Source organism: Streptomyces sp. UNOC14_S4, from assembly GCF_020740835.1.
GTDB lineage: Bacteria > Actinomycetota > Actinomycetes > Streptomycetales > Streptomycetaceae > Streptomyces.
In genome coordinates, this window is the sequence record NZ_JAINFC010000082.1 from 1 (window position 1) to 20,128 (window position 20,128).

The 20,128-nt window shown below is 72.6% G+C and carries 19 protein-coding genes; 6 read left to right on the forward strand and 13 right to left on the reverse strand.

The window, feature by feature from the left end:
- Nucleotides 1-548 precede the first annotated feature (548 nt).
- Together K6I34_RS10530 and K6I34_RS10535 are read left to right on the forward strand one after the other, a co-directional pair.
- Nucleotides 549-1,214, forward strand: a complete 666-nt coding sequence (locus K6I34_RS10530; protein ID WP_229324584.1) for a transglycosylase SLT domain-containing protein — start codon at nt 549-551, stop codon at nt 1,212-1,214.
- Between the two features lie 83 nt (nt 1,215-1,297).
- Nucleotides 1,298-1,678: an RNA-binding S4 domain-containing protein gene (locus tag K6I34_RS10535; protein ID WP_229324586.1), complete on the forward strand. Its 381-nt coding sequence runs from the start codon at nt 1,298-1,300 to the stop codon at nt 1,676-1,678.
- A gap of 8 nt (nt 1,679-1,686) precedes the next feature.
- Here K6I34_RS10535 and K6I34_RS10540 read toward each other — a convergent pair whose 3' ends face one another.
- Complete coding sequence (locus tag K6I34_RS10540) at nt 1,687-3,120, reverse strand: PLP-dependent aminotransferase family protein (protein ID WP_229324588.1); 1,434 nt, start codon at nt 3,118-3,120, stop codon at nt 1,687-1,689.
- Between K6I34_RS10540 and K6I34_RS10545 the strand changes: the two genes are divergently transcribed.
- Nucleotides 3,119-4,063, forward strand: a complete 945-nt coding sequence (locus tag K6I34_RS10545) for a DMT family transporter (RefSeq protein WP_229324590.1) — start codon at nt 3,119-3,121, stop codon at nt 4,061-4,063. The genes K6I34_RS10540 and K6I34_RS10545 overlap by 2 nt on opposite strands.
- A 145-nt stretch (nt 4,064-4,208) precedes the next feature.
- On the forward strand, nt 4,209-4,409 hold the full coding sequence (locus K6I34_RS10550; RefSeq protein ID WP_229324592.1) for a DUF1918 domain-containing protein: 201 nt from the start codon (nt 4,209-4,211) through the stop codon (nt 4,407-4,409).
- A 77-nt stretch (nt 4,410-4,486) separates the two neighbouring features.
- Here K6I34_RS10550 and K6I34_RS10555 read toward each other — a convergent pair whose 3' ends face one another.
- On the reverse strand, nt 4,487-5,731 hold the full coding sequence (locus K6I34_RS10555) for a glycoside hydrolase family 10 protein (RefSeq protein ID WP_229324594.1): 1,245 nt from the start codon (nt 5,729-5,731) through the stop codon (nt 4,487-4,489).
- Nucleotides 5,732-5,916: 185 nt separating this feature from the next.
- On the opposite strand from K6I34_RS10555, the gene K6I34_RS10560 reads away from it, so the two are divergent.
- A complete protein-coding gene (locus K6I34_RS10560; protein ID WP_229324595.1) occupies nt 5,917-6,777 on the forward strand; it encodes a 3-hydroxybutyryl-CoA dehydrogenase in 861 nt (286 codons plus the stop codon).
- A 289-nt stretch (nt 6,778-7,066) separates the two neighbouring features.
- Nucleotides 7,067-7,327, forward strand: coding sequence for a hypothetical protein (locus tag K6I34_RS10565; protein WP_229324597.1), 261 nt, complete (start codon nt 7,067-7,069; stop codon nt 7,325-7,327).
- A gap of 36 nt (nt 7,328-7,363) precedes the next feature.
- Here K6I34_RS10565 and K6I34_RS10570 read toward each other — a convergent pair whose 3' ends face one another.
- From K6I34_RS10570 to infC, 11 genes are all read right to left on the reverse strand, one after another.
- Nucleotides 7,364-7,894: an NUDIX hydrolase gene (locus K6I34_RS10570; RefSeq protein WP_229324598.1), complete on the reverse strand. Its 531-nt coding sequence runs from the start codon at nt 7,892-7,894 to the stop codon at nt 7,364-7,366.
- Between the two features lie 46 nt (nt 7,895-7,940).
- On the reverse strand, nt 7,941-9,278 hold the full coding sequence (locus K6I34_RS10575; RefSeq protein WP_229324600.1) for a lipopolysaccharide assembly protein LapB: 1,338 nt from the start codon (nt 9,276-9,278) through the stop codon (nt 7,941-7,943).
- Between the two features lie 81 nt (nt 9,279-9,359).
- Nucleotides 9,360-10,904 (reverse strand): MFS transporter, encoded by a 1,545-nt coding sequence (locus K6I34_RS10580; RefSeq protein ID WP_229324602.1) that lies wholly within the window; start codon nt 10,902-10,904, stop codon nt 9,360-9,362.
- Nucleotides 10,901-12,100 (reverse strand): PP2C family protein-serine/threonine phosphatase, encoded by a 1,200-nt coding sequence (locus K6I34_RS10585; RefSeq protein WP_229324604.1) that lies wholly within the window; start codon nt 12,098-12,100, stop codon nt 10,901-10,903. Before K6I34_RS10585 ends, K6I34_RS10580 begins: the two co-directional genes overlap by 4 nt.
- Before the next feature lie 222 nt (nt 12,101-12,322).
- Nucleotides 12,323-14,830 carry a phenylalanine--tRNA ligase subunit beta gene (pheT, locus tag K6I34_RS10590; protein WP_229324606.1) on the reverse strand — a complete coding sequence of 836 codons (2,508 nt, stop codon included), beginning with the start codon at nt 14,828-14,830 and terminating at the stop codon, nt 12,323-12,325.
- A complete protein-coding gene (pheS, locus tag K6I34_RS10595) occupies nt 14,830-15,951 on the reverse strand; it encodes a phenylalanine--tRNA ligase subunit alpha (protein WP_229324607.1) in 1,122 nt (373 codons plus the stop codon). Before pheS ends, pheT begins: the two co-directional genes overlap by 1 nt.
- 161 nt (nt 15,952-16,112) lie before the next feature.
- On the reverse strand, nt 16,113-17,270 hold the full coding sequence (locus tag K6I34_RS10600) for a sensor histidine kinase KdpD (protein ID WP_229324608.1): 1,158 nt from the start codon (nt 17,268-17,270) through the stop codon (nt 16,113-16,115).
- 40 nt (nt 17,271-17,310) lie between these two features.
- On the reverse strand, nt 17,311-18,144 hold the full coding sequence (locus tag K6I34_RS10605) for an RNA methyltransferase (protein WP_229324609.1): 834 nt from the start codon (nt 18,142-18,144) through the stop codon (nt 17,311-17,313).
- Between the two features lie 130 nt (nt 18,145-18,274).
- Nucleotides 18,275-18,661, reverse strand: a complete 387-nt coding sequence (gene rplT, locus K6I34_RS10610; RefSeq protein ID WP_071964710.1) for a 50S ribosomal protein L20 — start codon at nt 18,659-18,661, stop codon at nt 18,275-18,277.
- A gap of 100 nt (nt 18,662-18,761) precedes the next feature.
- A complete protein-coding gene (rpmI, locus tag K6I34_RS10615) occupies nt 18,762-18,956 on the reverse strand; it encodes a 50S ribosomal protein L35 (RefSeq protein ID WP_071964711.1) in 195 nt (64 codons plus the stop codon).
- Between the two features lie 126 nt (nt 18,957-19,082).
- Nucleotides 19,083-19,748: a translation initiation factor IF-3 gene (infC, locus tag K6I34_RS10620; protein ID WP_229324610.1), complete on the reverse strand. Its 666-nt coding sequence runs from the start codon at nt 19,746-19,748 to the stop codon at nt 19,083-19,085.
- Nucleotides 19,749-20,128: the final 380 nt, after the last annotated feature.

Sequence of the window (20,128 nt, forward strand, 5' to 3'; positions counted from 1 at the left end):
TGGCTATCCCGGTCGCCGTGTCCCGCCACGGCGCTGGGCGGAGCAGCGCGCCCCGTCAGGGGCGCGGGGAACGGCGCGAGAAGTCCCCACCGGCCCGCACCCGCCGGACGAGCCCAGCACACCGAGCTCGTGGGCGGCTTTTAGGGGCGCGGGGAACTGCGCGACAAGCCCCCACCGGGGCCGCGGCCGCAAGACGCAGCCCAAGAGGCAACCCGGTGGGCACCACGGGGTCCAGGGCAGCCCCGGACCCGCGCACGATCACTCGCGCACCGTGACGAGGAGCACCCCGCGGTGTGAGCCCGGGCATAGGAGCTGCGTCACGTACGACGCTCCCTAGTACCCCCCACAGGGGCAAAACGGACACTTCGGTGCGCCTCGCGGTACCCCCGCTCTACGACCGGTCGTCGTACGTCACATCATTGCCAGGCGTTTTCCCCGCCGCTAACAATTGCCGAGTCGCACGGCGCCGTCGGAACAGGACGCGGCGCTTTCCTTACGCGCCGATCCGGGCCACTGCGACACACGCGATGGGAAGAGGTTCAGTACAGATGCGCTCCACCGGTCACTATCCCCGCCTGACCAAGCTCCACAAGATCTCCGCCGCCGGCCTGACCGCCGCGGGTGCCGCCGCCGTCGCGCTCGCCGCGATCCCCGGCCAGGCCTCCGCCGCCCAGGCCATCGACGTCAAGCCCGTCGCCTGGACCGCCCACGCCGCCGGCCAGGACAAGGGCCAGGAGCAGCTCACCGGCACCGCCACCAAGGCTGCCGAGCAGGCGAAGGCCGACGCCGCCAAGGCCAAGGCCGACAAGGACCGCGCCGCGCAGACCGCGAGCCGTTCCGAGGAGCGCAAGCCGGTCAAGCAGGCTCCGGCCGCTCCGGCGAAGAAGGCCTACAGCAACGACCTGGACGGCTGGATCAACGAGGCCCTGGACGTCATGGCCGCCAACAACATCCCCGGCTCCTACGACGGCATCAAGCGCAACATCATGCGCGAGTCCACCGGCAACCCCAACGCCATCAACGACTGGGACGTCAACGCCGCCGCGGGCATCCCCTCCAAGGGCCTCCTGCAGATCATCGACCCGACCTTCAAGGCCTACCACGTCGACGGCACGTCCTGGAACATCTACGACCCGGTCGCCAACATCGTCGCCTCCTGCAACTACGCCGCCAAGACCTACGGCTCCATGGACAACGTCAACTCCGCGTACTGACCCACAGCCGAACCCCACCGCCACCAAGGGCGGCACCCACCACGGGTGCCGCCCTTCGGCATGCCCGCGGCTAGAGTCGACGCATGGCTTCAGACGACGAGAGCGGGACCGTACGGATCGACAGCTGGATCTGGTCCGTACGGCTCACGAAGACGCGGTCCCAGGCCGCCACCGCCTGCCGCGCGGGTCACGTCCGGGTCAACGGCGAGCGTGTCAAGCCCGCGCAGGCCGTGCGCACCGGTGACGAGGTGCGGGTGCGGCTGGCCGGGCACGAGCGGATCGTCGTCGTCTCCAAGGTCATCAAGAAGCGGGTCGGCGCGCCCGTCGCGGCGGAGTGCTACGTGGACAACAGCCCGCCCCCGCCGCCGCGCGAGCATGTCGCGCCGGTCGCCGTCCGCGACCGCGGCACGGGCCGTCCCACGAAGCGCGACCGCCGCGAGCTGGAGCGCCTCCAGGGCCACTGAGCCCCGTCTCAGAGCAGCGCCGTCGCCAACCGGCTCACCCCTTCCGCCAGTTCGGCCGTCCCCGCTGCCGCCGCGAAGCTCAGCCGCACGTGCGGTGCGGCCGGTTCCGCCGCGTAGTAGGGACGGCCCGGGGCGACCGCCACCCCCTCCCGGAAGGCCGCCGCGGCCAGGGCCGTCTCGTCCGTGCCGTCCGGCAGGCGCAGCCAGACGGTGAAGCCGCCGGGTGGCACGAAGTCGGTTTCCAGTGCGGGGAGTTCCCGCCGCACGGCGGTGAGCAGCGCCTCGCGCCGGGTGCGCAGTTCGGCGGCGACCGTGCGCTGGTGGCGTGCCCAGGCGGGCGAGCCGACGAGTTCGAGCGCGGCCTCCTGGAGCGGGCGGGGCACGAAGAAGCTGTCGACGATCTGGATGGCGCGCAGCCGTTCCAGGACCGGCCCTCGCGCGGCGAGGGCGCCGACGCGCAGGCTCGGCGAGGTCGCCTTGGTCAGCGAGCAGACGTGGACGACGATGCCGTCGGGGTCGTCCGCGGCGAGCGTCGGCGGCAGTGGCGGGGCGTCCTCGTGGGCGAGACGCCGGGCGAAGTCGTCCTCGACGACGAACGCGCCCGCCTCGCGGGCGATCCGGACGACTTCGCGCCGCCGTTCGTCGGAGAGCACGGCCCCGGTGGGGTTCTGGAAGAGCGGCTGGCAGACGAAGAGGCGGGCCCCGCTGGCGCGGAACGCCTCGGCGAGCAGGTCCGTGCGCACGCCCCGGGCGTCCGTGGGCACGGGCACGAGCCGCAGTCCGGAGGCGCGTGCCGCGGCGATCATTCCGGGGTAGGTGGGGGATTCGACGAGAACGGGCGCGCCGGGCGGCGCGAGGGCGCGCAGGACGGCGGTGAGCGCGCTCTGGCCGCCCGCGGTGATCAGGACGTCGGAGGCGGCGACCGTGCCCGCCGGGCCGCCGATCTCGCGCGCGAACCAGGCGCGCAGCTCGGTGACGCCGTCGAGCGGCGGGCGGCCCCAGGCGCCGGGGCGGCGGCCCGCCCTGGCGAGGGCGGCGGCGAGGGCGCGCTCGGGCTGGAGCGTGGGGTGGAGGTAGCCGCCGCTGAGCTCGATGACGCCGGGCGGGGGTTCGGCGAGGGTGGCGACCACCGCGGTGGCGTCCACGGTGCGGGGCACCGCGTCCCCCGCGGGCTCGGCGCTGAGGGCGACCTGCTGCCAGGACGTGTCCCCGGCGCGGGCGGGCGCGGCGTGCGGCTCGGCGCGGAAGGCGCCCGCGCCGGGGCGGGTCACGACGAGCCCTTCTGCGGCGAGGACGCCGAGGGCCCGCGAGACGGTGACGGGGCTGACCCGGAAGCGCTCGACGAGGGACCGGCTGGACGGCAGCTTCTCTCCTGGTGAGTAGCGGTCCAGCTCACCCCGCAGGATGGCCCCCAATTCCGCGACACTGCTACGCTCGTGCATGAAAGCACAAGATAGCGCTACTTCCTCGACCGCGATAGCGGTGAGCGGCCCGACGGTCGCGGCCGCGACCACCGGCGGCACCCCCGCCGCGGCCGAGGGCACCGTGCTCGCCGTCCTCGGCGTCGCCGCGTTCTCCCTGACGTTCCCCGCGACCGCGTGGGCCCTGGAAGGGCTCGGCCCCTGGTCCGTCACCACGTGCCGGGTGGTGCTGGCCGCGCTCGTCGCGGGCGGCCTGCTGCTGGCGCGGCGCGCGCCGCTGCCCGCGCGCCGTCAGTGGCCCGCGCTGTTCGCGGTGGCCGGGGGCACCGTCGTCGGCTTCCCGCTGCTCACGACGCTCGCCCTGCGCACCTCCACGACCTCGCACGCCGCGGTCGTCGTGGGCCTGCTGCCGCTGACGACGGCCGCGTACGCGGCGGTACGGCACCGGACCCGGCACTCGCGCGCCTTCTGGGCCGCGGCCCTGGCCGGTGCCGCCGTGGTCATCGGCTTCGCCCTCCAGCAGAGCGGCGGCGCGCCGACCCTCGGTGACCTGTACCTCTTCGCCGCCCTGCTGGTGTGCGCGGCGGGGTACGCGGAGGGCGGCGGGCTGGCGCGCGAGATGCCGGGCCGGCAGGTGATCGGCTGGGCGCTCGTCCTGTGCCTGCCCGTGGCCGCGGCGGGCGCGGCGGTGGCGCTGTGGGCCGAGCCCGTACGGATCACCGGCCACGCCGTCGCCGGTCTGCTGTGGCTGGCCGTGGGGTCGCAGTTCCTGGGGCTGCTGGTCTGGTACCGGGGCATGGCCGCGATCGGGGTGGCGCGGGCGAGCCAGGTCCAGCTCGCGCAGCCGCTGCTCACGCTGGTGTGGTCCGTGTCCCTGCTCGGCGAGCACCTGTCGCCCGCGACGCCGCTGGCCGCGGTCGCGGTGCTGGTCTGCATCGTGGTGACCCAGCGCACGCGCGGGTGAGCGGGACGCCACGGCGCCCTGCCGCGCCCGCTCGCCCGAACGCTCCCGAGAGCGGGCCAGTCGCCCCTGTTCGCCGTAGAATTGGCCGCACCCGAGCGCACGAGTTGGACCTCTAGTCGAACCTCGATCGGAAGGATCACTGCCGATGCATGCGAGCAAGGGTGACCGGTTGGTCGTGCACGGACGTGTCGTCGGACAGCAGGACCACACCGTGGAGATCGTCGAGGTGCTGGGCCCGAAAGGCAACCCGCCGTACCGCGTCCGCGACGACAAGGGTCACGAGACGATCATGTCGCCGGGGCCCGACAGCGTCGTGGACCACCGCAGGGCCAGCGATGTGACGTGAGACGCCGCTGAACAGGGCCGCGCCCCGCGCCAGGGGCGTCAGGTCCGGGGTGGTGTCGTGCGTGAGGCCCGGCGCGGTCACCTCGGCGGGCGCACCCGGCGGGGGTAGTGGTCGTGGACCACACGCGCCAGGGCCCCGATCCGGTCGGTGACCACCTGCGTGGCCGAGAAGTAGACGTTGCCCCGGACCTCGGGGTGCGTCCGGCACAGGGCCACGTGCCGGGAGAGCTCCGCCGGGTCCTGCCAGGGCGCGGGCTGCGTGGGGTCGCCGGCCCGGTAGAGCGCCTCGCCCACGTAGAGGTGCACGCCGGTGCCCTGTACGGTCCGCGCCCACCAGGGCACCAGCGTCGCGTAGTCGGCGGCCGGGAAGCCGATGTGCCAGTAGACCTGCGGGACGATGTAGTCGATCCACCCCTCGCGCACCCACTTGCGTGTGTCGGCGCCGAGGTCGTCGTAGGTCTGCACCCCGGCGCGGGTGTCCGAGCCCCGGGGGTCGGTGGTGCGGTTGCGCCACACGGCGAAAGGGCTGATCCCGAAGCGCACATGCCGCTTGCGCCGCTTGACGCGCTCCCCCGTCTCCCGCACCAGCCGGTCGATGTTGTCACGCCGCCACGCGGCCCGGTCGGGGAAGTCCGCGCCGTAGCGCTCGTACGCCGCGTCGTCGTCGAAGCGCTCCCCGGCCACCGGGTAGGGGTAGAAGTAGTCGTCGAAGTGCACGCCGTCCAGGTCGTAGCGGGCGACGGGGTCGAGCATCGCGTCCTGCACGAAGCGCCGCACCTCGGGCAGGCCGGGGTTGTAGTAGAGCTTCCCGCCGTACGGGACGACCCACTCGGGGTGCACTCGTGCCGGATGGGTGGGGACGAGCCTGCCGGGATCGGTGTGGTTGGCGACGCGGTAGGGGTTGAACCAGCCGTGCAGTTCGAGGCGGCGGCGGTGGGCCTCGCGCACCGCGAAGGCGAGCGGATCCCAGCCGGGGCTGCGTCCTTGAGTGCCCGTCAGGTACTCGGACCAGGGCTCGTACGGCGAGGGCCAGAAGGCGTCGGCCGTGGGTCTCAGCTGGAGGAGCACGGCGTTGAGGCGGCGCTCCACGGCGGTGTCGAGGAGCGTGAGCAGTTCCGCGCGCTGCCGGCCGGGGTCGAGCCCCGGCACGGAGGGCCAGTCGACATTGACCACGGTGGCGATCCACATGCCGCGGAACTCGCGCCTCCATCGGGGATCGCCCGTGTCGCCGGGGCCGAGCGCGCCCGCCTCGCCGGTCGCCAGCATCGCGGACATCACCCCAGCAGCCGCCACGGTGAACCCTCTTCGGCTCATACGCCCCATATGCGGGCCACTCCTTGTCGGATCGGTCACACCATACGGCCAGAGCATGCCCGCCCCGGCCCCATCGGCACCTCCTGTCGCGGAGTAACGTCTGGAAGGAGGCGGGGACCGGGGGTTCCCCGGCACCGTGATCCGGTGCCGGGTACGGCCCCTGCCGGACGACCGAGATCAGCGAAAGGCACGATGTGACGACCGACATCGCACGCGTCGGAGTAGTGGGCTGCGGCCAGATGGGTGCGGGCATCGCCGAGGTGTGTGCCCGTTCCGGCCTGGACGTCAAGGTCGCGGAGACCACCGGCGAAGCCCTGGAGCTGGGCCGCACCCGGCTCACCAACTCCCTCGGCAAGGCCGCGGAACGCGGCAAGATCACCGAGGCGGAGCGCGACGCCACGCTCGCCCGCCTGAGCTTCACCACCGACCTGGGGGAGTTCGCCGACCGCGACCTGGTCATCGAGGCCGTCGTCGAGAACGAGCAGGTGAAGACCGAGATCTTCCAGATCCTGGACCAGGTCGTCACCCGCCCGGACGCGATCCTGGCCTCCAACACCTCCTCCATCCCGCTGGTGAAGCTGGCCGTGGCGACCTCCCGCCCCGACCAGGTCATCGGCATCCACTTCTTCAACCCCGCCCCGGTGCAGCAGCTCGTCGAGCTGATCCCGGCGCTCACCACCGGCGAAGAGACGATCAAGCGCGCCGAGTCGCTCGTCAGCACCGTGCTCGGCAAGCACGCGATCCGGGCGCAGGACCGTTCCGGCTTCGTGGTCAACGCCCTGCTGATCCCGTATCTGCTCTCCGCCATCCGGATGTTCGAGTCGGGCATCGCCAGCCGCGAGGACATCGACAACGGCATGGAGCTCGGCTGCGCCCACCCCATGGGCCCGCTCAAGCTCTCCGACCTCATCGGCCTCGACACCGTCGCGTCGGTGGCGGACAGCATGTACGAGGAGTTCAAGGAGCCGCTGTACGCCGCTCCCCCGCTGCTCCAGCGCATGGTCGACGCCGGCCGCCTCGGCCGCAAGACGGGCTCCGGCTTCTACACCTACTGATCCGCAGTGATGTTCGAGCCAATTCCCCTTCTCCCCCTGTAGTCATTCTCTCGCGCACGGTTACCATAGGAGCAGCGGGATCGCGCGCCGGACATCCGGCCGTTTTCCCGGGTGACCGGTGCTGCCCCCGTGTGCCGGTCACCCCGCGTCACCGTCGCACACCCGTGTTCGCACGGGGTGTGCGACGGTGACCCGCACATCCGCCCCGCACACGCTCCCGCCGCGCCCTTCCAGGCGGTTGACTCGCTTCCGTTGGTACAGACAGCTTCCCGCGGAAGGAGCACGGACCGTGACCAGCCATCCCGAGCGCGTCGTCAAGGCGGCAGAGCTCGCGGACCTCCGGCGCAATCTCGATGTCGGCGTCGTCCGCATCGACGGCGAGATCGCCCTCCTCGTCCAGCGCAGCGAACAGACGGAGCACGAGCTCACCGAGATGTGCGAGCGGGTACGGGCCCTGGAACACGGCTCGTGGCCCCTGCCGTCCATCACCGCGCTCACCGGCATCGCCGCCCTGGTGCTCGCCATCTGGCAGGCGGTGAGCAGCCGGTGAGCACGGGACGCGTCCCCCGGCGCGCCATGGCGGGGCTCAGCCGAGCCGGATGTGATGGAGCAGCAGCAGCGCGGCCGCCATGTTGGCGGCGGGCACCTCACCGCGGGCGATCAGGTCGGGCACCAGCTTGAGCGGCACCCACTCGCGGCGGTCCGACTCGAAGCCGTCCTCCGGCTCGCCGATGTACTCGGCCTCGTCCGACCAGTAGATGTGGTGACGGGCGTCGGAGAGGCCGTTGGACGGCTCCACCGACATCAGGTGGCGCATGGCCCCGGGCCGCCACCCGGTCTCCTCCTCCATCTCCCGGGCGGCCGCGAAGGCGACGTCCTCGCCGTCCTCGACGACGCCCGCGGCCAGTTCCCAGCCCCAGTTGTCGGTGATGAACCGGTGCCGCCACAGCAGCAGGACCTCATTGGCCTCGTTGACCACCGTGGCCGCGGCGACGGGCCGCAGCCGGATGAGGAAGTGGTCGAGGTGCCGGCCGTCGGGGAGCTGGACGTCCGCGAGATTGACCCGGAACCACCGGTTCGAGTAGACGGTCCGTTCCTTGAGATTCTTCCAACGCACGTGTTGCCACCTTCCGCCGAGGTGGCCACCTCCCCGGGCGTTGTCCTCACAAGGGCACGCGCAGCGCCCCGTCGATCATCTCGGCGGCCTCGGCTGTGGCCGCGCACCCACTCTCGATCAGGTGCTCGCGCACCGCCCGGAGCCGATCCCGTAAGCGCTGCGATTCCATGCCTCTCGCCTGCTCGGTCATCTCCCGTGCGGTGGCCACCGCCTTGTCCGCGTCCCCTTGACGCAGCTCGATATGCGTGAGCATGGCGAGCCGGTGGACACGGCCCCGGTCGTGGGCGGGGGTGTCGACGGCCCGGTCCGCGTGCTCACGGGCGGGTCCGAGATCGCCGAGACTCAGCAGCGCCTCCGCCACCTGTACGTTCACCAGGCCCGGCTGGACATAGCCGGTCTCCGCGGGCTCCTGGCCCCGGTGGATGCGCTCCGCCGCGCTCTCGGCCCGGCGGATGCAGGCCAGCGCCCCCATGCCGTCGCCGAGCCGGGCGTACGCCTTGGCCTGCATCGCGTACAGGTCGGCGGCGAGAGCCGGGGTGAGCTCCGGCCCGGCCGCCCGCAGGGCCGACTCGGCGAAGGCGACCGCCTGCCGGTACTCCCGCATGAAGAGCGACTGGTTGACGAGGAGGGCGATGACGTACGCGCCGAGGCCGCGGTCGCCGCTGGCCTTGGCCAGGCGCAGTGCCTGGTGGAAGTAGCGCTGGGCGAGGCCGTGCGCGTCGGAGTCGTAGGCGCAGATCCCGGCGACGGCGACCAGGCCCCCGGTGGCGCGGTGCAGGTGGCGGCCCGTCTCGTCGGTGTAGCTGCCGCGCAGCAGGGGTGCCGTCTCGGCGTTGAGGAAGCCGACGACGCGGGCGCGGGTCGCGACGCCGCCCGCCTTGCGGTACATCTGCTCGTAGTGCGTGCGGGCCGCGCGGAGCATCTCGATGTCGCCCATGGAGACGCGGGTGAGGCCGCGCCGGGAGACATCGGCGTCCTCGGGCGGGTTCTCCCACTCCCAGACCGGGATGACGGCGGGCGTCCCGGTCACGGCGGGGGCGCTGACGACGTGCTCCCGCTGCTGTTCGTCGGAGCGCCACAGGGCCGTGGCGCGCTCCACGAAGCCGGAGAGCGGGGTGTTGGGCAGCCGAGGGCTGCCCGGGGTGCCGAGGCCGATGTCGTCCAGGGTGAGCGCGCGGTGCAGCCGTTCGCCGAGCACCTCGCAGATGAGGTCCGGCACCTGGCCGCGCGGTCGCTGGCCGCGCAGCCAGCGGGCGACGGCGGTGTGCTCGTAGCGCAGCGCCAGACCCCGGGCCCGGCCCGCCGCGTTGACGTGGGCGGCCAGGCCCGCGTGGGAGATCCCCGCTTCGTCGAGGATGGCGTCAAGGAGTGTGTTGGGCTCCATCCTGCCCCTCCGGAGGTGCTCGGTGGGATCAGCGTAGAGGAGATCGCTTCGCACGGGGTGTGAACCGGACGTCACGGGGCGTCAAACGGAAGGCCCCTTCCGGGAGTTGGGGTCGACGGTGGTTTCCGGCCACCCCTGCGGCTCCGCGTGGGGCGGGGGTGCCGCGGCGGACAGCGGGGTGGCGATCTCCTCCAGGGGCCGCCCCTCGGCGTCGACGCCGAGGAAGAGCTCGGTGAGGCCGCCCGCCACCATGACCGTGGCGCCCAGCAGATAGCCGAGGAAGAGCGTGGTGCGGTCGCCGCCGTCGCCGATCAGCCTGCCGTAGAGGTACGGGCCGCAGGCGCCGACGCACTGGGCGAGGGCGAAGAAGACGGCGATCGCCTGCCCCCGCACCTCCAGCGGGAAGATCTCACCGACCGTCAGATATCCGGCGGAGGCGCCCGCCGAGGCGAAGAAGAAGATGACGCACCAGGCGACGGTCTGGCTGACCGCGGTCAGCCATCCGGCCTGGAAGAACGCGGCGGTGACGGCCAGGGCGCAGCCGGAGAAGAGATAGGTGCCGCTGATCATGCGGCGGCGGCCGACGGTGTCGAAGAGCGGCCCGAGCACGACCGGCCCCAGCAGATTCCCGGCGGCGAAGGCCACGAGGTAGAGCGGGGCGCGGTTCTCGTGGACGCCGTAGTACTTGGTGAGGACGAGGGTGTAGGTGAAGAAGATCGCGTTGTAGAGGAAGGACTGGGTGACGAGCAGCGTGGAGCCGAGCACGGAACGGCCGGGGTAACGGCGGAAGAGCAGCCGCAGCAGGGTGGCGTACCCGGCCTCGGGCGATTCCTTGAGGAGGATGGCCCGGCTCTCGTCGACGGGGTCGAGGACGCGGCCGGTGCGCGTCACCTCGCGCTCGATATGGGCGATGGCCTCCTCCGCCTCCCGCTGCCTGCCGTGCATGGCGAGCCAGCGGGGACTCTCGGGCAGCTGACGACGAATCAGGAAGACGGCGAGGCCGAGCAGCGGGCCGAGGAGGAAGCCGAGGCGCCAGGCGACATGGTCGGGGAAGGCGGCCAGCAGCCACAGCTCCGCGACGGTGCCGAGGATCGCGCCCGCCCAGTAGGTGCCGTTGACGAGGAGGTCGACGCGGCCGCGGTGGCGGGCGGGCACCATCTCCTGGATGGCGGAGTTGATGGCGGAGTACTCGCCGCCGATGCCGGTGCCCGCGAGGAAGCGGGTGAAGCAGAGGAAGGCGTACCAGCCGGTGCCCTGGCCGAGGGTCAGCGCGGTCAGCCCGCTGCCGAAGAGGTAGACGCCGAAGGTGAGCAGGAAGAGCCTGCGCCTGCCGAGGCGGTCCGCGAGACGGCCGAAGAAGAGCGCTCCGGCCACCTGCCCGACGAGGTAGACCGTGGCGGTCAGCCCGGCCTCGGCGGAGGTCAGGCCGAGGGTGTCGCTCCGGGTGAGGACGGCGGCCACGGCACCGGCGACGGTGATCTCCAGGCCGTCCAGGATCCAGGCGATGCCGAGCGCCGCGACCATCCGGGTGTGGAAAGGGGACCACGGCAGCCGGTCGATCCGGGCCGGGATGGTGCTGGGCACGGCGCCCTGCGGCGCTGTCGGGGAATCGGTCGCGTCGCTCACGGGGTGGCTCCTGCACTGCGCGGCCCGCCGGTGCGGGCCAGACGGGCGAGGGACGGCGGGGCGGGGGCGCGCTGCCGGTCGTTGCGCAGCGCCAGGAGGGCGATGTCGTCGGAGAGCCGTCCACCGGTGTGGCGCAGCAGGGCGGTCCGGACGTACTCGACCACGGCGGCGGGCACGAGCAGCGGGCTGTGCACGGCGGCCTCGGTGAGGGCGCGGGCGAGCGGGAAGAAGGCGCCCGTCGCGTCCCGGGCGTCCTCGGCCCCGTCCGTGTGCAGGACGAGAGCCTCGCCGGGGCGCAGCCGAGTGATCCGGGCGACGGGCAGCTCGGCGGGCAGGGGAAAGAGCCCGAGGGGCGGCATCGGGTCGCCGTCCGCCACGGCGGCGGCCCGCGCGTGGCGGCGGCCGGTGGCGCGGGAGATGTGGTACGGCCAGGGGTGACCGCAGTTGAGAGCCGTGACGACGCCGTCGGAGTGGACCTCCAGCAGGAGGACGGTGACGAATTCCTCCCCGGACTCCTCCCCGGGCGGCCGGGCGTCGGCCCGCTCCCCCAGGTGCCGGTGGAGGGCGCGTTCCAGTTTGCGCAGCACATCGGCGAGGCCCGCCTCGTCGTGCGCGGCCTCGCGGAAGCTGCCGAGCACGGCGGCGACGGTGGCGATCGCGGAGAAGCCGTGCCCGCGCACGTCGCCCATGACGATGCGGACACCGTGCGAGGTGGCCAGGACCTCGTAGAGGTCGCCGCCGATGAGGGTGCCCTCGCTGGCGGACAGGTGGCCGCTCGCGAGCGCCATCCCGTCGACGCTGGGCGGCATGGGGCGCAGCACCACGCGCTGCGCCGCGTCGGCGATCTCGCGGGCGCGCGCCAGGTCGCGGACGAGCCTGCGGCGGCGGTGGGTGATGGGATAGCCGGCCGCGGCGACGGCGAGGATGGCGCAGCAGGTGCCCAGCCGGATGCCGGTGTCCACCCGGCCGGCCGGGCCGAGGGGGGCGAGTGCGAACACGGCACAGACGCTCGCGAGTACGAGGCACTGGCGGCGGCCGGTGCCCGCGCAGGCGATGGCGGGTGTAGCGGCGAGCAGCTGGATGGCCTGGGTGCCGTGCGGGGCGAAAAGCATCCATGCGACGACTCCCAGGACCCACACCCCGGGGAGCACGAGCACGACCCCCCGCTGCCAGCTCATCGCCCCAGTCCGGATCATGGCCTCGGCTCCCTAGCAGCAATGACGCGCTCGATTCTCGCGAGTGTTGGCCGCTGGGTCGCTATCCAGACTCCCGATTCCACCCTATTGAGTGATATTCGGACACGCCGGAACGACGGCATGTACGAGGGGCGCACCCGGTTTCCCGGGTGCGCCCCTCGGCTGTCCTGCGGTTTCACCGTGCGCCCGGCTGATACAGAGCCGGCCGGGCACACCGGGGCATCACGCCCCGCGAAGCACCGCCCCCGTGCGCTCGACGGCGGCGGCGACGGCCGCGTCACGCGCGGCGCTCGCCTCGTCGGCGGTCAGGGTGCGGTCGGCGGCGCGGAAGCGCAGCGCGTACGCCAGCGACTTCCTGCCCTCGCCGAGCTGCTCGCCGGTGAAGACGTCGAACAGGCGCAGCGACTCCAGGAGCTCGCCCGCGCCCGCGCGCAGCGCGGCCTCGACGTCGGAGGCGGCGACGGAGGAGTCGACGACCAGGGCGACGTCCTGGGTGGCCACCGGGAAGGAGGACACGTGCGGGGCCTCGACGACGGTACCGGCCCGCTCCAGGAGGTCGAGCTCGATCTCCATGGCGCAGGTGCGCTCCGGCAGGCCGAACGCCTTGGTGACGCGCGGGTGCAGCTCACCGGCACCGCCGACGCGCACCTCCTGCCCGCCGACGCGGACGAACAGCGCGGCGCAGCGGCCCGGGTGGAACGGCGCCGCCTGGTCCTGGCGGACGATCAGCTCGGCACCGGCCTCGCGCGCGACCGTACGGCCCGCCTCGACGGCGTCCGCCCAGTCGGCCGGGCGGCCCTTGCCCCACCAGCCGGCCTGCTCGCGGGCACCGGCCAGGACGACCGCCGCACGGCGCGGCTGCCGGGGCAGCGCGGCGTTGAGCGAGGCGATCTCCTCGTCGGTCGGGCGGCGGTCGATCGGCAGCCGGGCCGGGGTGGTCTCGTTGCCCGTGGGCAGGAAGACCAGACCCGTCTCGAAGAGCGCCAGGTCGCGCTCGCCGCGGCCCTCGTTGCGGCGCAGGGCGGCGAACAGCCCCGGCAGCATGGTGGTGCGCAGGGCGGGCTCGGTGTCGGAGAGCGGGTTGGCCAGGCGCACCACGCTGCGGCGCGGGTCGTCGGCCTCCAGGCCCAGGTGGTCGAGGGCCGCTTCCCCGATGAAGGGGTAGTTGAGGGCCTCGACGTAACCGGCGCCGGCCAGCGCCCGGCCCACACGGCGGTGCAGGCGCTGACGCGCGGTCAGACCGCGGCCCGCGGGCGGCTGCGGCAGCGTCGAGGGCAGGTTCTCGTAGCCCTCGAGCCGGATGACCTCTTCGGCCAGGTCGTTCGGGTCGGTGAGGTCGGGCCGCCAGCTGGGGACGGTGACGATCAGCTCGTCCTGCCCGTAGACGTCGCAGCCGACCTCCTGGAGGCGGCGGACGACGGTCTCCCGGCCGTAGGCGACACCGGCGACGCGGTCCGGGTGGTCGGCACGGATGGTGATGGTGTGGGGCGCGCCGGGCGCGCTGATCTCCGTGACGCCCGCCTCGGCCGTGCCACCCGCCAGCAGCACCAGCAGGTCGACGGTGCGCTGGGCCGCCGCGGAGGCGGCCTGCGGGTCGACGCCGCGCTCGAAGCGCTTGGACGCCTCGGAGGTCAGCTTGTGACGGCGGGCGGTACGGGCGACCGGCACCGGGTCGAAGTGGGCCGCCTCGACGACGACCTCGGTCGAGCCCTGGGCCGCGCCGTGGTCCGCGATCTCGGTGTCGGCGCCGCCCATCACACCGGCCAGGCCGATGGGGCCGCGGTTGTCGGTGACGACCAGGTCCTCGGCGTCGAGGACGCGCTTGGTGCCGTCGAGCGTGGTGAGCTTCTCACCGGGCTCCGCGCGGCGCACGCCGATCGGGCCGTCCAGGCGGGAGCGGTCGTAGGCGTGCAGCGGCTGGCCGAGCTCGAGCATCACGTAGTTGGTGATGTCGACCGTCAGCGAGACCGGGCGCATGCCGGCCTTCTGCAGGCGGCGCTGCAGCCAGATCGGCGAGCGGGCCTCGGTGTCGATGCCGGTGACCGTGCGCGCGGTGAAGCGGCTGCAGCCGGCCGGGTCGCCGATCTGCACGGGGTAGCCCTGGGCGTTGGGCGCCGGGACGTCCAGCAGGGCCGGGTCGCGCAGCGGCAGGCCGTAGGCGATGGCCGCCTCGCGGGCGATGCCGCGCATCGACAGGCAGTAGCCGCGGTCGGGGGTGACCGCGATGTCGAGGACCTCGTCGACGAGCTGGAGCAGCTCGATGGCGTCGGTGCCGGGCTCGTACTCCTGCGGCAGCACGATGATGCCGTGCGTGCCGTCGTCGCCCATGCCCAGCTCCTCGCCGGAGCAGATCATGCCGTGCGAGACCCTGCCGTAGGTCTTGCGGGCGGCGATGGCGAAGTCGCCGGGCAGGACGGCACCGGGCAGCACGACGACGACCTTGTCGCCGACGGAGAAGTTGCGGGCGCCGCAGACGATCTCCTGCGGCTCGCCGGTGCCGTTGGCCTGACCGACATCGACGGTGCAGAAGCGGATCGGCTTGCGGAAGCCCTCCAGCTCCTCGATGGTCAGCACCTTGCCGACGACCAGGGGGCCGGTGAGGTCGCCGCCGAGCTGCTCGACGCGCTCGACCTCAAGGCCCGCGGCGATGAGCTTGGCCTGCACGTCGCGACCGGTCTCACCGGCCGGCAGGTCGACGTATTCCCGCAGCCAGGAAAGCGGGGCGCGCATCAGATCTCCATCCCGAACGGCCGGGTGAAGCGGACGTCACCCTCGACCATGTCTCGCATGTCCTCGACGTTGTGGCGGAACATCAGCAGTCGCTCGATGCCGAAGCCGAACGCGAAACCGCTGTACTTCTCCGGGTCGATGCCCGCCGCGATCAGCACCCGCGGGTTGACCATGCCGCAGCCGCCCAGCTCGATCCAGCCCTCGCTGGAGCAGGTGCGGCAGGGGTGCTCGGGGTCGCCCGCCGAGGCGCCACGGCACACGTAGCACTGCATGTCCAGCTCGGCCGACGGCTCGGTGAACGGGAAGTAGTTGGGGCGCAGCCGGGTCGTCAGGCCCTCGCCGAACAGGGAGCGCACCATGTGCTCGATGGTGCCCTTGAGGTCGGCCATGGTCAGGCCCTCGTCGATGGCGAGGAGCTCGACCTGGGTGAAGACGGGCGTGTGGGTCGCGTCCAGCTCGTCCATGCGGTAGACGCGGCCCGGGCAGATCACGTAGATGGGCGGCTCGCGGTCCAGCATGGTGCGGACCTGCACGGGCGAGGTGTGCGTGCGCAGCACGACCTCGGACTCGGCCTGCTTCTGCGGACCCTGGACGAAGAGGGTGTCCTGCATCGCGCGGGCCGGGTGGTCCTTGGCGATGTTCAGGGCGTCGAAGTTGAACCACTCCGCCTCGACCTCGGGGCCCTCGGCGACCTCGTAGCCCATCGCGACGAAGACGTCCTCGATGCGCTCGGAGAGCGTGGTCAGCGGGTGCCGGGCGCCGGCCGGGACGCGGTCGTACGGCAGGGTGACGTCCACCGCCTCCTCGACCAGCACCCGGGCGTCGCGCTCGGCCTCCAGCTCGGTCTGGCGGGCGGCGAGGGCCTTGTTCACGGCACCGCGGGCCATGCCCACGCGCTTGCCGGCCTCGGCCTTGGCCTGCGGGGGCAGGGCGCCGATCTCGCGGTTGGCGAGGGACAGCGGCGAGGCGGGGCCGGTGTGGGCGATCTTCGCCTCGTGGAGGGCCTCGAGGTCGCCTGCGGCGGCGAAGGCGGCGAGCGCCTCGTCCCGCATGCGCTCGATCTCTTCCGGTTTCAGTGCCTCGACCTCGACAGGGTCGTACGACTTATTGGGTGCGGACATCTCTTCCCGTGCTTCCGGTTGGCTCTGGCGTCTGGCTCTGGCGTCGCTGCGCGGCTTTGCCCGACTGTGTTGGCGCCAAGGTCGTGCCAAGGTCGTGCCAAAGGTGCCAAAGGTCGAGTCTAAAGGGCGCGTGCGGCGGGGTGGGCCCGTGGGCCGCGCTGTCAGCCCTGTGAGAGGAAGGCGGGCGCGCACACGGGCAGCGTAAAGCGGAACCGGGCGCCGCCGCGCGGGGCCCGGTCGACGGTGATCGTGCCGCCGTGGGCCTCGACGATGCCCTTGACGATATAGAGGCCGAGACCGGTGCCGCCGCGCTTGCTGCCCCGCCAGAAGCGGGTGAAGACGCGGCCCATCGACTCCTCCGGGATGCCGGGCCCCTCATCGCTCACGGTGACCGCCGTACCTTCCGCCCGGGCCTTGGTCAGCGCCGGTGACACCTCTATGGTGACGGTCCCCTCGCCGTGGCGCACGGCGTTTTCCAGCAGGTTGCCCAGCACCTGGTCGACCTTGTCGGGGTCGGCCCAGAGCTCGGGCAGCGGCTCGACGACCCGGATCAGGAAGCGGTCGGGGCGCTGGCCCGCCGTGGTGTGCGCCTGCACATGGCGCCGGATGGCGGCCACGATGTCCACGGGCTGGCGGCGCACCTCCAGCCGCCCGGAGTCGATCCGGGAGATGTCGAGCAGCTCGGCGATCAGCCGGGTGACGCGGTCGGCGTCGGCGTCGACGGTCTCCAGCATCAGCCGCTTCTGGTCGTCCGTGAACCGCTCCCACTTGGCGAGCAGGGTCGCCGTGAAGCCCTTGACGGAGGTCAGCGGGGAGCGCAGCTCGTGCGCGACGGTGGCGATCAGCTCGGCGTGGCTGCGCTCGGTGCGGCGGCGCGCGTCGGTGCCGCGCAGCTGGACGACGAGCCGCTGGACGGGCCCGCTCCGGTGCGCGCGCACATAGCGCGCGGAGACCAGCACCTCACGGCCGCCCGGCAGCAGCAGATTGCGCTCGGGCTGCCCGATCCGGGTGGCGAGGCCGCCGTAGGGGTCGGTGAGGGCCCACCAGCGGCGGCCCTCCAGGTCCTCCAGGGGCAGGGCGGCCTCCAGCGGCCTGCCCATGGCCTCGTGGGGGGCGACCGCCGTGATCCGGGCGGCCGCCGCGTTGAAGCAGGTGACCCGGCCGTTCTCGTCGGCGACCACCAGGCCGTCGGGGAGGTCGTCGGGGTCGAGGCCGAGAGCGCCGGGCGCGGGCGCGGCGGCCCCGGCCTGCGCCCCGTGGGATCCGTGCACCGCGGCCGGACAGGCGTCGGCCACACTCCCGGAAGTCCTGACGTTCATCACCCGCACCCCCTCCCGAATCCCCCGGGGGGCAACCCTACTAGCTGAAGGTCACGGAGCGGCACCCTCCGGGTGCGCGCTGCGCACGGGCGGACGCGTAGAGGCACACCGCGGCGGCCGTCGCGAGGTTCAGGCTCTCGGCCTTTCCGTGGATCGGCACCCGCACGACGGCGTCGGCGAGCGCGCGGGTCTCCTCCGGCAGGCCCCAGGCCTCGTTGCCGAAGACCCAGGCGGTGGGGCCGCCCATGGTGCCCCGGTCGAGCTCGGCGTCCAGGTCGCGGTCGCCCGCGCCGTCGGCGGCCAGGATGCGCGCGCCGGCGCCCTTGAGGCCGGACACCACCTGCTCGACGGGGACGCCCACGGCGACCGGCAGGTGGAAGAGGGAGCCGACGGAGGCGCGGACGGCCTTGGGGTTGTAGAGGTCCACCGAGGCGTCGGTGAGCACGACGGCGTCGGCGCCCGCGGCGTCGGCGCAGCGCAGGACCGTACCGGCGTTCCCGGGGTCGCGCACGTGCGCGAGGACGGCCACCAGGCGCGGCCGGGCGGCGAGGATCTCCTCGAAGGGGCGGTCGAGGAAGCGGCACAGGCCGACGATGCCCTGCGGGGTGACGGTCTCCGACATGGCCGCGATGACCTCGTCCGTCGCGGTCAGCACGGGCACCCCGGCGTCCAGGGCGGCGGCGGTGATGTCGGCGTGGCGCTCCGCGGCCTCCGGCGTCACATACACCTCGACGAGGTGCTCGACCGCCTCGCGGACGGACTGCGGGCCCTCCGCGAGGAAGCGGCGTTCCTTGCCGCGGAAGCTGCGCTTGGCGAGACGGCGGGCCGCGATGACTCGGGGCGATCGCAGGGACGTCAGCTCGGGGGCCGCCATGGGCTCACTTTCGGTTGCGGGTGGTACGGGGCCGGCCCCGCCGAACGGGGCCGGACGCGAGCGGACCCGCAGGCCAGAAGGCCTGCGGGTCCGGTCGGTGCCTTACGGCTCAGTGCCTTGCGGCACCGAATCAGGCGGCGGCCTTCGGCGCGTTCACGTCGGCCGGCAGCGCCTTCTGGGCGACCTCGACGAGCGCGGCGAACGCGTTCATGTCGTTGACGGCCAGCTCGGCCAGGATCTTGCGGTCCACCTCGATGTTGGCGGCCTTCAGACCCTGGATGAGGCGGTTGTAGGTCATGCCGTTCTGGCGGGCAGCGGCGTTGATGCGCTGGATCCACAGCTGACGGAAGTCGCCCTTGCGCTTCTTGCGGTCGTTGTAGTTGTAGACCAGCGAGTGGGTGACCTGCTCCTTGGCCTTGCGGTACAGGCGGGAGCGCTGACCACGGTAGCCGCTGGCGGCCTCGAGGATCGCCCGGCGCTTCTTGTGCGCGTTGACTGCGCGCTTGACGCGTGCCACTTGTTAACTCCTTGTAGCGGGGCCGCGGGGTTCTCACACGGCCCGAAATCGATTGGGTCCCGGTTCCGACGCGCACCCCGTGGTCACGGGGTGCGGAGCGTCACTTGCCGAGAAGCTTCTTGATCTTCTTGGCGTCGCCCGGGGCCATCTCGGCGTTGCCGGTGAGGCGACGCGTCAGCTTGGACGACTTGTGCTCGAGCAGGTGGCGCTTGCCGGCGCGCTCGCGCATGACCTTGCCGGAGCCAGTGATCTTGAAGCGCTTGCTGGCACCGGAGTGCGTCTTGTTCTTCGGCATCGCGCCGTATCTCCTCGTCGGTGGCGCCCTGTCACGCCCGGGGAGGGCGGACTGGAGCGTCAGCTGTGTTCGGTTGCTGTCCGGGGCTGGGCCCCGGAGTGATCCGTGGGCCGCGAAGCCCGTGGATCACGCCTCTGCGGGCTCCTCGGCGGACTGCTCCTGCTCGGCGGGAACGCCCTGGCGCTCCGCCTTGCGAGCGGCCTGCGCCTCGCGGGCTTCGGCCATCGCCTCGGTCTTCTTCTTGTGCGGACCGAGGACCATGATCATGTTGCGGCCGTCCTGCTTCGGGTTCGACTCGACGAAACCGAGCTCCTGGACGTCTTCCGCGAGACGCTGCAGCAGTCGGTAGCCGAGCTCCGGCCGGGACTGCTCGCGACCACGGAACATGATCGTGATCTTGACCTTGTCGCCCTGCTTGAGGAACCGGACGACGTGACCCTTTTTGGTGTCGTAGTCGTGCGGGTCGATCTTCGGCCGGAGCTTCATCTCCTTGATGACCGTGTGCGCCTGGTTCTTGCGCGCCTCACGGGCCTTCATGGCCGACTCGTACTTGAACTTCCCGTAGTCCATGAGCTTGCACACCGGAGGACGGGCGTTAGCCGCCACCTCGACGAGGTCGAGGTCGTACTCCTGGGCGAGCTCCAGGGCCTTCGCAAGCGGCACGATGCCGACCTGCTCGCCGCTGGGACCGACAAGTCGCACCTCGGGGACGCGAATCCGGTCGTTGATGCGGGGCTCGGCGCTGATGGATCCTCCTCGGTAGCACCACGCGGCCGCCTGGCGGACAGCCACGTAACGTCTTTTCGTAAGACCAACCGCGCCGGCACATGAAAAATGCCCCGGACGGGACACAGGCGGGGCTCCAAAAACCGGAACACCGCCACGGCGGACCGCGGGGCGTATCTTTCGGGCGGCTCCATCATCCGTACGGAACGATGGGCACCACCTGACCGGAGACCTGCCGACCCTGGGTCGGCGAGGTGGGAGGGAGCCTCCACTTGTGGGCCGGGCACGCTAGTGACCAGCCGGTCGGACACCAGCATAGCAGCGACCCGGGCCGGTCCCCACCCGTGTGCACGGGGGTCATAGGCTGGAGCCCGTTCCGCCGCCCGCGCGCGGCGCGAAGACTTCACCCGATCGGAAGAGCAACGATGAGCGACGCCACCCCCGAC

Excerpts from the sequence above, each read along its gene's own strand:
- K6I34_RS10530 (WP_229324584.1), top strand. The coding sequence starts at position 549 with ATGCGCTCCACCGGTCACTATCCCCGCCTGACCAAGCTCCACAAGATC.
- K6I34_RS10535 (WP_229324586.1), top strand. The coding sequence starts at position 1,298 with ATGGCTTCAGACGACGAGAGCGGGACCGTACGGATCGACAGCTGGATC.
- K6I34_RS10545 (WP_229324590.1), top strand. The coding sequence starts at position 3,119 with ATGAAAGCACAAGATAGCGCTACTTCCTCGACCGCGATAGCGGTGAGC.
- K6I34_RS10540 (WP_229324588.1), bottom strand. The coding sequence starts at position 3,120 with ATGCACGAGCGTAGCAGTGTCGCGGAATTGGGGGCCATCCTGCGGGGT.
- K6I34_RS10550 (WP_229324592.1), top strand. The coding sequence starts at position 4,209 with ATGCATGCGAGCAAGGGTGACCGGTTGGTCGTGCACGGACGTGTCGTC.
- K6I34_RS10555 (WP_229324594.1), bottom strand. The coding sequence starts at position 5,731 with ATGGGGCGTATGAGCCGAAGAGGGTTCACCGTGGCGGCTGCTGGGGTG.
- K6I34_RS10575 (WP_229324600.1), bottom strand. The coding sequence starts at position 9,278 with ATGGAGCCCAACACACTCCTTGACGCCATCCTCGACGAAGCGGGGATC.
- K6I34_RS10585 (WP_229324604.1), bottom strand. The coding sequence starts at position 12,100 with ATGATCCGGACTGGGGCGATGAGCTGGCAGCGGGGGGTCGTGCTCGTG.
- pheT (WP_229324606.1), bottom strand. The coding sequence starts at position 14,830 with ATGCGCGCCCCGCTTTCCTGGCTGCGGGAATACGTCGACCTGCCGGCC.
- pheS (WP_229324607.1), bottom strand. The coding sequence starts at position 15,951 with ATGTCCGCACCCAATAAGTCGTACGACCCTGTCGAGGTCGAGGCACTG.
- K6I34_RS10600 (WP_229324608.1), bottom strand. The coding sequence starts at position 17,270 with ATGAACGTCAGGACTTCCGGGAGTGTGGCCGACGCCTGTCCGGCCGCG.
- K6I34_RS10605 (WP_229324609.1), bottom strand. The coding sequence starts at position 18,144 with ATGGCGGCCCCCGAGCTGACGTCCCTGCGATCGCCCCGAGTCATCGCG.
- rpmI (WP_071964711.1), bottom strand. The coding sequence starts at position 18,956 with ATGCCGAAGAACAAGACGCACTCCGGTGCCAGCAAGCGCTTCAAGATC.